Source organism: Acinetobacter sp. I-MWF, from assembly GCF_025433935.1.
In the GTDB taxonomy this organism is placed as follows: domain Bacteria; phylum Pseudomonadota; class Gammaproteobacteria; order Pseudomonadales; family Moraxellaceae; genus Acinetobacter; species Acinetobacter guillouiae.
In genome coordinates, this window is sequence record NZ_JAMBAR010000001.1 from 2,299,119 (window position 1) to 2,312,763 (window position 13,645).

General features: G+C 38.7%; 12 protein-coding genes. 6 read left to right on the forward strand and 6 right to left on the reverse strand.

All coding sequences use genetic code 11. The annotated features are described in order from the left end of the window. Positions 1 to 6: 6 nt before the first annotated feature. Together M2R48_RS10680 and M2R48_RS10685 are read right to left on the reverse strand one after the other, a co-directional pair. On the reverse strand, positions 7 to 651 hold the full coding sequence (locus tag M2R48_RS10680; RefSeq protein ID WP_262086088.1) for a TerD family protein: 645 nt from the start codon (positions 649 to 651) through the stop codon (positions 7 to 9). Positions 652 to 668: 17 nt separating this feature from the next. Continuing rightward, positions 669 to 1,307, reverse strand: coding sequence for a vWA domain-containing protein (locus tag M2R48_RS10685; RefSeq protein ID WP_034613146.1), 639 nt, complete (start codon positions 1,305 to 1,307; stop codon positions 669 to 671). Between the two features lie 275 nt (positions 1,308 to 1,582). On the opposite strand from M2R48_RS10685, the gene yddG reads away from it, so the two are divergent. Continuing rightward, positions 1,583 to 2,509: an aromatic amino acid DMT transporter YddG gene (yddG, locus tag M2R48_RS10690; RefSeq protein ID WP_262086089.1), complete on the forward strand. Its 927-nt coding sequence runs from the start codon at positions 1,583 to 1,585 to the stop codon at positions 2,507 to 2,509. Positions 2,510 to 2,682: 173 nt separating this feature from the next. Here the strand turns inward: yddG and M2R48_RS10695 are convergent, their stop codons facing one another. The 3 genes from M2R48_RS10695 to M2R48_RS10705 are packed head-to-tail and all read right to left on the reverse strand — an operon-like array spanning position 2,683 to position 6,856. Then, on the reverse strand, positions 2,683 to 4,083 hold the full coding sequence (locus M2R48_RS10695) for an aminotransferase (protein WP_262086090.1): 1,401 nt from the start codon (positions 4,081 to 4,083) through the stop codon (positions 2,683 to 2,685). A 28-nt stretch (positions 4,084 to 4,111) separates the two neighbouring features. Then, complete coding sequence (locus M2R48_RS10700; RefSeq protein ID WP_262086092.1) at positions 4,112 to 5,515, reverse strand: APC family permease; 1,404 nt, start codon at positions 5,513 to 5,515, stop codon at positions 4,112 to 4,114. A gap of 51 nt (positions 5,516 to 5,566) precedes the next feature. Continuing rightward, positions 5,567 to 6,856 (reverse strand): flavin-containing monooxygenase, encoded by a 1,290-nt coding sequence (locus tag M2R48_RS10705; RefSeq protein ID WP_262086093.1) that lies wholly within the window; start codon positions 6,854 to 6,856, stop codon positions 5,567 to 5,569. A gap of 391 nt (positions 6,857 to 7,247) precedes the next feature. Here M2R48_RS10705 and M2R48_RS10710 point away from each other — a divergent pair, with 391 nt between their 5' ends. The 5 genes from M2R48_RS10710 (at position 7,248) to M2R48_RS10730 (ending at position 12,298) form a co-directional block, all read left to right on the forward strand. Then, positions 7,248 to 7,661 (forward strand): RidA family protein, encoded by a 414-nt coding sequence (locus tag M2R48_RS10710; protein ID WP_262086096.1) that lies wholly within the window; start codon positions 7,248 to 7,250, stop codon positions 7,659 to 7,661. 24 nt (positions 7,662 to 7,685) lie between these two features. Further along, a complete protein-coding gene (locus M2R48_RS10715; RefSeq protein ID WP_262086098.1) occupies positions 7,686 to 8,357 on the forward strand; it encodes a DUF1028 domain-containing protein in 672 nt (223 codons plus the stop codon). 35 nt (positions 8,358 to 8,392) lie between these two features. Beyond that, on the forward strand, positions 8,393 to 9,379 hold the full coding sequence (locus tag M2R48_RS10720; RefSeq protein WP_262086099.1) for a LysR family transcriptional regulator: 987 nt from the start codon (positions 8,393 to 8,395) through the stop codon (positions 9,377 to 9,379). After that, positions 9,372 to 10,514: an acetylornithine deacetylase gene (gene argE / locus M2R48_RS10725; RefSeq protein ID WP_262086100.1), complete on the forward strand. Its 1,143-nt coding sequence runs from the start codon at positions 9,372 to 9,374 to the stop codon at positions 10,512 to 10,514. Before M2R48_RS10720 ends, argE begins: the two co-directional genes overlap by 8 nt. A gap of 302 nt (positions 10,515 to 10,816) precedes the next feature. Then, complete coding sequence (locus M2R48_RS10730) at positions 10,817 to 12,298, forward strand: aldehyde dehydrogenase (protein WP_262086101.1); 1,482 nt, start codon at positions 10,817 to 10,819, stop codon at positions 12,296 to 12,298. A 64-nt stretch (positions 12,299 to 12,362) separates the two neighbouring features. On the opposite strand, the gene M2R48_RS10735 is transcribed toward M2R48_RS10730, so the two are convergent. Next, a complete protein-coding gene (locus M2R48_RS10735) occupies positions 12,363 to 13,418 on the reverse strand; it encodes an aromatic ring-hydroxylating oxygenase subunit alpha (RefSeq protein WP_262086102.1) in 1,056 nt (351 codons plus the stop codon). Positions 13,419 to 13,645: the final 227 nt, after the last annotated feature.

Below are 13,645 nucleotides of genomic sequence, written 5' to 3' on the forward strand. Positions count from 1 at the left end.
CATTTTTTAACTATATTTTTTTAACCAATCCACGAAATTATCCGCGGGTGATGCATTACCGACCGCATTAAATTTCCAACCACTATTTTCTCTGACCAGTTCAGCAAATAATAATGAACGTTGTTGATCATATTGACCGATACCTGATAAATCAAAACGCACCATTTCTTTGCCAGTACCATCGACAGCACGAATAAAGGCATTTTTCACCTGACCAAAATGCTGATTATTTTTTGCACCATTGTAAATTTGCACAATAAAAACAATCTTGTGATATTCAGCTGACAAGCTATTTAATTTGACAATAATTTGCTCATCATCGCCGTCGCCAGCACCTGTACGGTTATCTCCAGTCAGCCAAATTTGCCCTGAACGATGTTTTAAATTATTAAAAAAGATAACATCACTATTTTCGAGTGTGGCTTGACCTGCGGCATTCCAGCCCAGATCTTTTACTTTTCCACTGGCATCACATAAAAATGCCACCACATCTAGATCGTGTTCTTCGCTCTTTGCACCTGAAAATAATCCGCCTAAAAAGCCTTTCTTTTGCTCAGTGATATCCCAACCGAGTCCAATCGTCACTCGTTCTAAATCATGTTTAGATTTTTCAAGGCTGAGTCCTTGACCTTTCGCCAATGTAATTGCCATGCTAGTTTCCTTTATTTTTATAGAACCACATTCACTTCAGGTGGTGGTGGTGGAAGATCATTTAAACCTGTGACTTCTTTTTGACCTGCATCTACTTTTTGGCTACCTGTAGAAATACTTGCAGAAACCCATTTAAAGAAGGCTTTAATGGTATTTGAATCTGCAGTTGCAAGTTCTACCACAACTTCTGTAATTTGTTTGAGAATACTGCTATCTGCATTATGTCCCGCAGCACAAGCAATGATCATCCCTGTCTTGGCTTGTTTTAGTTTTGCAAAACCTTTAGTCCAATCATCCGTTGGTGCACCATCTGTCATAATAAAAACTAAGGGTTTCCAGTCACCACGGGTATCAGGTGTGGTTTTTTGCACTTCCTGATCAATTTTATCTGCCAGTAATCCCAGTGCTTCGCCCAACTGTGTAGTCCCCGTTGCCTGTAATTGAGGGGGTTGAAACATCGCAATTTCAGTTAATGGAATCAGTTGTTTTGCTTGTGTATCAAAGGTAATAATAGACAAATAGGCTGTTTCAAGCGCATAAGGATCTTGTCTGAGTGAAGAAACCAGTATTTCAACACCATTTTTAACGGCTTCAATCGGTTCACCATGCATCGAACCTGAGGTATCTAATAATAAATATACGGGTAATCTTCTCATTTGTTTATCTCTGTTGAATGTCTCGTTAATTTTTAATCTTTATGCATATGTTTATATAAAAAATTGAACTAAAAACAAAGCTTTTTATCATTTTTAATACTTAATTTTTTCCTCAAATATCAAATTTTGCTTAAATCCCCTGTTTTTTTATTGAGCTTATCCTGACATATTATTTGTTTTATGCTGGGTGATATTTTAAAAATAATCGCAGAATTCTAAGCTATAATTGTTTCATTACTTACCTTAATCTGAATCCTCAGATTTTAAAGCCCAATATGTCAAAAAATCTCGCAACCCTGATTGGTTTAAGTGCCATTTTACAATGGTCTTCTATTGTCGGTTTATTGAAAAAAATTAGTTTTAGTTTGGGCGCTGAATTGGCTGTGCTGCTGATGTATACACTGAGCACGTGTATTTTATTAATATTTTTTAAAATCCCAAATTTAAAATTGATTTCAAAAAAATATCTGATTTTTTCTACCTTATTGTTTGTTATTTATGAATTATGTTTTTCTTATGCCATTGCACTGGCACAAACCGCCCAACAAGCCATAGAAGTTAGTCTGGTCAATTACCTGTGGCCGGGCTTAACTGTTGCCATGCTGATCCTCTTTAAAGAAATTAAATTTAATGTCTTTGTTATTGTCGGTTTAGCCATCAGCTTAAGTGGAATTATTTTGATTCAAACTGGGCAAGGTGCTTTAACATGGTCCAATATTTTATCCAATATTCTCGAAAATCCAATCAGTTATATTTTGGCATTTGTTGGGGCAACGCTGTGGTCCTTATATTGTGTCATTACCAAAAAATATAGTGATGGGCATAATCCAATTTCATTTTTCTTTGTGGCGATCAGTATAGTGCTGTGGACTAAATACTTGTGGTCACATGGATTAAGTCTAAATGCAATTCCAGAAGTTGAACTTACAACAATAGGATTATTAGGCATTGTTTCAGTGGTGATGGCCTTGGGCTATGCCGCTTGGAATATTGGCATTATCAAAGGCAATATTACGATTTTGGTGACTTTATCTTATTTTAGTCCAGTCATCTCAACTTTGATTTCAATGTTTATCTTACAAACCAATCTACCAACAGAGTTTTGGTATGGTGTGATCTTAGTGACTTCAGGCTCTTTGCTGTGTTGGATTTCGACAAATTGGCAACAATTAAAAGATAAACTATTCAGTGTGTTAAATTAAATGCTTGCCGGTTAGCAAGCATTTTAAATAAATACCATCCAAGCAATCATTCAACAGCTTAAGCTGCATTTAATCCAGATGGAATGATCAACTCAGTAAATGGCCCCGCTACTTTTGATTCAGTTTAGGGGCCATAAATCGCTTAACTTGTTTGCTTAGATTTATCTATGAGTTTAACCAGACAAATAACCTTCACGTTTAAGATCCGCTGTCGTACTCAGAATTGCTTTACGTAATGTGGTCACGATAAAGTCTACATGTTGTTTATTTAAAATTAAGGGTGGCGACATGATATTCATATGACCAACTGGACGAATAATTAACCCATCTTTCTGGCAATAATCGGCAATTCGAGAACCTACATTGACTGAACTTGGGAAAAGTTCCTTGGTTTGCTTATTGGCTAAGTTTTCAATACACATCATAAATTTCTTACCACGAACCTCTCCGACAATGTCTAAGTCAACCAATGTGTGCAATTGATCTTCAAAATATTGACCTACATCATTGACATGTTGCAGTAAATTTTCACGTTCGATAATTTCAATATTTTTTAATGCCGCTGCACAAGAAACAGGATGACCTGAATAGGTAAATCCATGGGTAAATAACGCACCATCCGCCTGAGGCTTACCAATCACTTTTGCAATATCATCAGATATAATCGTTGCACCTAAGGGTAAGTAGCCTGAAGATAAGCCTTTGGCACAAGTAATAATATCTGGAACGATATCAAACTCGGATTCCGAAGCAAAAAAGTGCCCTAAGCGCCCAAACGCAGTCACAACTTCATCGGACACGTATAAAACCCCATATTTATGACACACATCAAGGGCTTTTTTATGATAGCCCGGTGGAGGTACAATAACACCGCCAGCACCCATGATCGGTTCTGCAAAAAATGCAGCGACATTTTCTGGACCCAATTCCAAAATTTTATTTTCTAACTCTTGTACCTTTTCATTGCAGAACGCGTCTAAGCTTTGACCTTCCGCTCTACGGTATGGATTTGGGCATGAAATCTGGTGGACCAATTCACGATCAATATCAAAACCGATATGGTCAAACTCAACACCAGTTAATGACATACTGATATAGGTACTGCCATGGTAGCCATCTTTACGCGAGATTAATTTTTTCTTGCTTGGTTGACCGAGTTGATTGAAATAAAAGTGAATGACCCGTACCGCGGTATCATTGGCAACTGAGCCACCACAGCCAAACAGTACATGATTCAAATTTCCAGGCGCCAATTCAGCCAGTTTTGCAGATAATTTTGCAGCGGGTATCGAAGTATGGTGACCAAATGCAGAATAATAAGGAATTTGCATAATCTGTTCTGAAATGGCATCGGCAATTTCTTGACGCCCATAACCCACATTGACGCACCATAAACCACCAATACCATCCAGATATTTATTGCCTTCAGCATCAAAAACATAACACCCTTCACCGTGTGCAAGAATCATGGCACCTTCATCTTTAAAGGTTGCAAAGTCAGTCCATGGATGAATATGGTGATCTTTATCTTTTTTCCAAACTTCTGTAATTTCTGTTGTTGATAACTGCTTCATAAGATAACTCCTTGTTAAAATTCTGCTTTTATTTGGTCAAACTTTCGATGGATTCTGGTTGAAAAAGTTGTCTTTTCATCACCAATTTGATCCAAAGAATACTGATGATTGTGGTAAAACCAATCACGATTCCGACCCAAGTAAATATTTTGACTCTCAAATCTGGGGTAGGGACAGCATAGAAAATCGTAAGTACCATCCCGATAATGCCAATGATTTGCAGGAATGGATAAAATGGTGCTTTATAAGGTCTTGCCATCTGTGGGTAGCGTTTACGCAATACAATCACGTTGATATGTGCAATCACATAAGCGATCAACCAAGAGATACATGCTGCTGTTAACAGAACCTTTATCACTTCAGTTTCACTCTGTGATAACAGCATTGGTATCATGATGATGACAGCAACAAATACAACGCCCACCCAAGGCACATTATTCTTCTGATTGACTCGGGAAAAAATTGATAACACTTGTTTATTGCTTGCCATGCCCTGCAACATACGCGGCAAGGCAGCTAAAGTCGCATTTAAGGTACTTAAGGTGGCAAATAAAGCACCAATCGCAATAAAGAGTAAGCCTGTCGGACCAAATACCGCCGTTGCATATTCAATATGCGGGGTCAAAGAATTAACCAAGTGCTCTTGGGGTAAGAAATACAGTGCACCCACGCCATATAAAGAAATGGTGATAAAAATCGTGGTTAAACCGATATACATCGATCTTGGAATATTTTTACTGGGATTTTTGGATTCTTCGATCATCGGAACAACAAACTCGACCCCGACAAATCCCCAAAAAGCCAACGCAACCAGTGCCACGGTATTTGTATCAAAAGTAATTGTATAATCAACCACTTGTGTATGCGGATAAACCCAACCGCTGATCGCAAATATACCGAGCAAAAGTAATAAAACCACCATGACAAAAGCTACGGTATTTTGAACTTTGGAGAAGATATCAATTTTCAGCAGATTTAAACCCACTGAAATAAATAAAATCAAAAAGCCAATGCCAAAATAGGGAACATCCAGTTTAAATATTTTTTTGATTACATCATCGATTAAAATCAGTTCCGCTGAAACAGCAAACATCGCCACTAAAATATAACCACAAAACACCGAAAGCATTGCGGGTAAATGCCCTGTTGCGACTAGACTATAATCACTGATACTGCCACTTTTAGGGATTAATAATGCCAACTCTGCAAAAGAGGTCGCATAGCTCAGAGCTAAAAAGAATCCGATAATCAGCGGAATAAAGAAACTTATTCCGCTTAAGCCAAATCCTTGCAAAATAATCACCATCACACCTTGTGATAGCACTAAACCTACTGCAATGGCGATCAAGTTAAACAAAGTTAACTTTTTTGCATTCACCTGTTTTGCCTGATCGATTAAACGACTTCCTTGCTTATTGTTTTTTCCTGTCATGTGCTCCTCCCTCCTAGAGTGGGCATTAAACCTTGAAATTTAAAACTTATTTCATGCAGTTTTTTCTTCTTTATTGATTAAATTTCTTTGAGTTTTATCTTGATATTTTAAATACTGACGTTGAATATCAATATGGCCTGCCACGCGTTTTGCATCATGCCAAACACCCCAAATAAAGCTTGAACCACGCCCAGATAAATAAGGCAAACCAATAAAATAAATACCGGGTTCTGTTGAGACGCCAAGCTTATGGTTGGGCCGCCCATTTGCATCAAAAGCATTGACTTCTAACCAACTATGATCAAAACCAAAGCCAGAGGCCCAAATAATTGAAGTGATTCCTGCTTGGGCTAAATTAAGCTCTAAAATAGGCTGTTGTATGCATTCAGCATCATCTAAAATAATCCGAGCTTCAGGCTCCTCAGGTAAATCTATACCTGTACGCTGAACATAGGCATCAGCAGCATCTAAAAATTCAAAATAAGCTTTGTCACCGTCGGCCAATGACTGTTGCAAATCATTCTGAAAACAAACGCGCTCAGCTTCAAATTGCATCGTCATCCCCAGTAAAGTGATGCCTTGTTGTGCGAGACGTCTAAAATCAATGGAATGCCCACCATGTGCACCACTTACAGCCAAACCTTTCAACGGCCCTGTATCGGTTTTAACGCTATCCCATCCGCCCAACACTCCGAGCCACCAAACATTATCGCGTTGACGATAAACACGTGGTGGACGTTCATGCGCTCCCACAGACAAATAGACTTTTTTACCAGCACGATTTAATTCATCTGCGATTTGAATACCTGAAGAACCAGAACCCACTACTAAAACAGCACCCTCGGGGATTTGTTGTGGATTTTTATATTGATCTGAATGGATTTGGTATAAATCCGTTTGCTGAGGCGCAATCGAAGGAATAATGGCTTTTTGGAAAGGCCCTGTCGCTACAACAACACGTTGTGCTGTTAAAGTGCCTTTTGAGGTTTCAACAATAAAACCCGCAGCTTGCGCATTTGCTTGGACCTTTTTAACTTCAACATTGCTATAAATCGGTGCATTAAAGCGCTTGGCATATTTTTCAAAGTATTCAGCAACTTGGTCATGATGTACAAAACTATCTGGATCAAGATCAAATTCCATATTCGGAAAGCGATCGTGCCAACAAGGTCCATTCGCTACCAAAGAATCCCAACGGCGTGTACGCCAAGCTTCTGCAATACGATTTTTTTCTAATACTACATGTGGAATTTTAAGCTCTGTCAGGTGCTCACTCATCGCGACTCCAGCTTGACCAGCACCAACCACAACGGTATCTATTTCTAATTTATCTAGACTCATCTTTTTTCCCTTGTCAGATCGAGGAACGTCCTTGCAACAACAACTCTTTTGCTGAATAGACATTTACCAACTACAGCCAATCACATGTGTTTGCTGCAGATTTCTTGTTCAAAAAATGAATAATTCAAACTGCACAAAACATGAATTAAGAAAAATATAGGCAGCCGAGCAGCAAAGCGAAAATAGAATATCCAAAACAAGTGCATCAAAAAATCTGAAGCCACATAATAAGCGCATGAAATTAATGGAAAAAATAAAAAAAATTACAATTCTTTTTAAATTTTTTTTATTACTACGGAAAAAGTAAATTACTAGAAAGGAAAACACAAATTGTGAGCGCTCACGAAGTAAGCATACTAGAGAAACATCATAATTAACTGAGGATTGAGCTGTGAAACATACCCGTATTCGAACATTTAATACCAAGAAAACTTATCCAGAGCAGAATTTAGACAATGACCTATGCCAAGCTGTGGTTGCACATGGGCGAACAGTTTTTCTTCGTGGTCAAATTGGACAAAATCTGGATACATCGGAAAGTGTTGCGATAGGTGATGTCAAGGGTCAGACCGAACAGGCGATGTACAACATTGACATGCTACTCAAAGAAGCTGGGGGAGAATTGGCTGATATTTGTAAAATTACCATATATATCGTTGATCCACGTTTCCGTGAGGATGTTTATCGCGTTGTCGGTAAATGGCTTAAAGGCGTTTACCCTGTCTCAACAGGCATTGTTGTTTCCGCATTGGCGCGTCCAGAATGGCTTGTCGAAGTTGATGCAATCGCCGTTATTTCAGACTAAAAACAACCAAGATATGAGGGAAATATGACATTTTCAATTATTGCGAGATGTAGTGAAACTGGACAGTTCGGTGCAGCGATTAGTTCATCCTCTCCAGCCGTTGCATCAAGATGTATACGTGCCAAAGCTGGGATTGGTGTTGCAGCAAGCCAAAATATAACTGATCCTCAATTGGCCAGCATTTTACTTGAAATGACCAAATATAATATATCGCCTAAAAATGCGATTACAGAATTAACTAAAAATACCGATTTTATTGAATACCGCCAATTAACTTTACTTGATGCGGTGAATGAGCCTTTTGCCTATAGTGGGAAAAATAGCTTAGGGATTTATACACAACATATAGGGAAACATGCTGTATGTGCGGGTAATTTACTTGCAAATGAGAATGTTACTCATGTTATGCTCAAACACTTCGAACAAAGTAAAGGCACATTAGCTGAGCGTTTACTTTATGCATTAGACGCTGGAAAACAGGCTGGTGGAGAAGCAGGAGCAGTACATTCTGCTGGACTTTTGGTTGTTGACAAATTGGAATGGCCGATTGTTGACTTACGCGTGGACTGGTCAGATCAACCCATTTCCGACCTTATCGCACTATGGCAGATATATGAACCGCAAATTGATGATTATGTTTTAAGAGCTTTAAACCCGATCAATGCTCGCAGCTATGGTGTTCCAGGAAATGAATAAATTTTTCGAGGGTATACAATGGAGGTGTATCCAAAGTGTTAAATCGAATTTCTTTAAGACAAATGGAATACTTTGTTGCAACGGCTGAATGTGGCAGCATCATTATTGCTTCGGAGAAGATACATGTATCCTCTCCGTCTATTTCTGCCGCAATCGCACATATTGAATCCGAATTACAAACCCAATTATTTATTCGCCAACATGCCAAAGGCTTAATCCTCAATACTGTTGGTAAAAGTGTGATGTTGGAATGTAAGAAGATCTTAAACCAAGCTTCAAGTTTATATTCTCTTGCTGCAGAATTTTCTGGTTCCATACGTGGGCCGTTAAAAGTAGGCTGCTTCCCTGCTTTTACCCCGATGATCTATGCCGATATCATCAATGGATTTTCCAATTTATATAAGCAAGTTTCTTTAGACCTCTACGAAGATGATCAACAAGCACTTCTAAACGCGCTTATACGTAATGATATTGATCTTGCTTTAACTTACGATCTCAATATTGATGAAAATATTATTCATTTTGAAGCTTTAACGAAATTGCCACCCCATGTATTGGTCAGTGAGGAGCACCCTTTAGCAATATTGCCTATTGTAAGTTTAGAAGAACTTTCACAGTACCCGATGATTCTTTTAGACATGCCCTATAGTAATGAGTATTTCTTATCATTATTTAGAGCTCAAAATCTTACGCCCAATGTTGTGCGTTCTTCAAAAAATATCGATGTCGTTCGTTCAATGGTTGCCAATAATATTGGCTATACGATTTTGAATGTTCGCCCGAAAAACACCTATAGCCTTGATGGTAAACGTCTGGTACGTATTCGTATTGCGCATGAACATCGCCCGATGTATATCGGCATTGCGACACCGAAAAATGTACCCAAAAATATTGTTGTCGAAGCGTTCATTAGTCGTTGTAAAAGCTTTATCTCTGATCACTTTATTTCGGGCATGAGTTCGCCGCACTTCTACGATCCCTATAAAAAAGCCCAAACACAAAAGGATTCCTCAGATGTCTAATCTGTCGAGTATTGAATTACTTAAAAAACTTGTTGCATTTGATACGACGTCCTACAAAAGTAATTTAGAACTGATCATGTTCGTCAAAAACTTACTTGAACCTGCGGGAATCAGTATCACTTTAAATTTTAATCCAGAACAGACCAAAGCCAACTTATTGGCAAGTATTGGTCCTAAAGATCAAGCTGGTATATTGCTCTCTGGACATACCGATGTGGTTCCAGTTGAAGGACAAGCGTGGAGCACCGAACCTTTCCACGCTGTAATCAAAGACGATAAAATTTATGGGCGTGGTACAGCTGATATGAAAGGCTTTATCGCCTGCGCGATACAGGCCATGTTAAAAGCAGCACAAATGCCAGAATTGGCTAAACCATTGCACCTTTGCCTTTCCTATGATGAGGAAATTGGCTGTATTGGTGTCCGCGGAATTCTTGGCCTACTCTCTGAATTAATTATTCAACCAGAGCTTTGTGTGATTGGTGAACCTACCAGTATGAATATTGCCACAGGCCATAAAGGCAAAGCAGTATTTAAAGCAATTTGTCGTGGACAAGAAGGTCACTCCGCTTTAGCCCCGTTATATGTCAATGCGATTTATTGTGCTCAAAATGTTGTTGAGGCAATTACCACCACACAAAAACAGATTGCAGAAGGTCCAATTGTCGATATGGGCTACGATGTGCCTTATACCACTGTACATGTCGGGAAGATACAAGGCGGTAAAGCTTTAAATATCGTTCCCAATGAATGTGTTTTAGATTATGAGATTCGTAATGTTGCAGAACAAAATACGGATTCAGTTCAAGCGAAAATTTTTGAATATATCGAGCAAAGCCCTTATGCAAAATTTGTCAGTTTTCAAGAAATCAACCAATATCCTGGACTAAATACCTCAACCACTATTCAAGCGGTCAAATTTTTACAAAACCTCCTTGATTCAGCAACCGCATTACAGAAGATTTCATTTGGTACAGAGGGTGGATTATTTCATCAACAATTAAATTCTGCTGTTTTAGTTTGTGGCCCCGGTTCTATTCAAGTTGCGCATAAACCTGATGAATATATTGAAATCGCACAGATGCAACAATGTGATGCATTTTTTGAACGCCTGCTCAGTCATATTAAGCGCTAAGATGCGGCTATTGATTTAAAAAGTTAGTTCAAATAATAAGCAACACCTTACAGATCTTTCATAAATAAAAAATGATCATGTGTAGTGAATCATATTGGTATTGTGAAAGTTCCTTCTCCCGCTGGGAGAAGGCGAGGATGAGGGCGCTTTTAAGATGATTTATGGTTTTAAAAAGGACTAGTGAAAGAAGTCTATTTAATTTGTTTTTTCTAAACCCAAGGCTTGTATAAAACAAATTCACAAAATTGGCGAAAAATAATACGGTTAAACCTACTCTATCGCTAAAATTTTAAGGAAGATGAATGAAACTAAAACAGGATTGGCTAGAACATCGTGTGCAGATAACACTGCCAAGTTATGCCTTTATAGCCGGACAATTTTTCAACACCACGCAGACCTATAAAGTATCAAATCCAGCCACTGCTGAGTTTTTAGTCAATATGTCAGCATGTGATGCCAATGACGTTGAACAAGCAGTCCAACATGCGAGAAAGACCTTTAACAGTGGTGTCTGGTCTCGGTTAGCGCCACGTGAACGTAAGCAAATACTCAAAAAGCTTGCTGAACTTATTCGTGAAAATGCTGAAGAGCTTGCCTTACTTGAAACCCTCAATGTAGGTAAACCGATTCAGGATTCACTGCATGTTGATATTCCAGGTGCAGCATCTTGCTTTGAATGGTATGCAGAAAGTATTGATAAAATTTATGATGAAATTGCCCCTACAAGTGTAGACCAACTGGCGATGGTCAGTCGTGAACCCATAGGCGTTGTCGCTGCTGTGGTCCCGTGGAACTTTCCGCTTGATTTGGCAAGTTGGAAACTTGCACCTGCCTTAGCGACAGGAAATTGTGTTGTATTAAAACCCGCAGAACAATCACCCTTTACTGCATTAAAACTCGCTGAACTCGCAAAACAAGCTGGGATTCCAGATGGTGTATTACAAGTAGTTACTGGCTTAGGACATATCACAGGTCAAGCACTTGGACGCCATCCAGATGTCGATTGTTTAGTCTTTACTGGATCGACCGAAACTGCAAAAAAGTTTTTGGCTTATTCTGCTGAATCCAATATGAAACCTGTTTGGCCAGAAACAGGTGGGAAAAGTGCTAATATTATTTTTGCTGATGCTGATTTAGATAAAGCGGTCGATAAAGCGATTTTTGGTGCATTTTATAATCAAGGTGAAGTGTGTTCGGCAAATTCACGGATTTTATTAGAAAAAAGCATTTCACAACAATTTATAGAGAAATTTATAGCCAAAGCCAAAACACTTAAGATTGGAGATCCTCTAGATCCCAATACCACGATGGGCTGTTTAATTGATCGTCAACATGCAGATAATGTCAGAGCTGCTATTGATCAAGCCAAGGCTCAAGGTGCGCAATCTCATATTATTCCGTTTGATTTAGATGCTGCTTTAGATCCAGCCACCTATGTGGCACCAACCATTTTAACGGGTGTCAATCCTGATTTTAAAATCTTCCATGACGAAGTTTTTGGTCCTGTGGTTTCAATCACAACTTTTGAAACCCAAGAAGAAGCAATTGAACTTGCCAATCACTCCATTTATGGATTAGCTGCCTCAATTTGGACCCTAGATATTCAGAAAGCAATTCTTCTGTCTAAACAGCTTTTAGTCGGGACAGTCTCTATTAATACAGTAGATGCTTTAGATGTGAGTACTCCATTTGGAGGATATAAACAGTCAGGTTATGGCCGTGATTTATCTTTACATGCGATTGATAAATTTACACAGTTAAAAACCACATGGATTCAATTGTAAATCCAAAAGAGCACTCAATCCGTCAAAAAGAAAGATTGAGTGCTCCTGATACTATAAGGAAAATTTATACAATATAGCGTTTGCTTAGCCCCCATTCTGCCAATATTCGACGATAAGTTGTAGATGAACGATCTGCTTCAAAATGAGCTTCCATTGTAATATCTAATGGAAGCTCTTCTGGTTTTTGACTCTCTACCATGTCCTGATCTTCTGCAAAAATTTGCGCATTAAAATCGTAAACTGCCTGCAAGTCACCTGTGGTATCAAAATTACGGGTCAGTGGTACAAATAAGCGGGTTTTGTTATGTGATACAGGACAGCAGGCATTTAAAATTTTCAACACACCCTCACGTGGAAATTCAACCTTTAATACTGCTGAAAATGGTGGGTAAACATCAAAAATTCGTTTCCATAAAAAACCCTCTGGTGCCAGATGCTGTAAGCCATGCGGGTAGTTGCTCACATTACTGACATATTCAGTATGTAAACCATAGTCTGTACGCTTAGTGGTGTATTTGGGTACGACAGGATTTTCAGCATCTGCAAAAGACTGCTGATGTACCCAAGCAAAATGTGCGACATCAATAAAGCCTTCCAATTGCCGCCCGCTTGAACCCGCAATGTCAACAAATGGTGGCAGTACAGGCTGATGCTCAGGATCATCCCAAGTGTCTAATATCGGAAAGTTTGCATAGCTTTCGTCACGACTAAATAAACTTGTCCAAACCAAACCATATTTTAACACTACAGGAAATTTGGTGAGACTAAAGCGCTCTGAAATATTTGTCAGGTCTGGTTGTGCTGGAATTTTTGTACATTGACCTGCTGTGTTGTAATGCAATCCGTGATAGGGACAGACAATCTCTTCACCTTGCACCCAACCTTTGCTGAGTGGTACACCACGGTGCGGACAAATATCACGCACCAACTGAATCGCACCACTTGCAGTTTGATAAAGCGCCATTTTCACATCGAGGAGTTGTACTTGTTGTGGAGCTGTTGTGACATCTTGCTCACGTGCGACAGGATACCAATGCTGAGCAAGTATTTCCCAGTCTTTAGGCTCAAAACCACTACATTGTGGCTGACTAAATAAGTTCAGAACTGGAATTGCATTCATACGAAACTCACAGAATATATATTTAATGTCATGATCTTATGCTGTGATTTCAGCATAACGCTCAGCTAAAATCATGGCTGAGTTTTAAATTACGAATTTTGTCTAATTCTGTCTATTAGAATGTTTTGCTTATCTCGTTCTAAAAAATAGAACACCTATCTGAAAATTATTTTAAAAAAACTCATCATTGGCATAAAAATCGCTTAGTGATCTGTGATTTTAGCGAG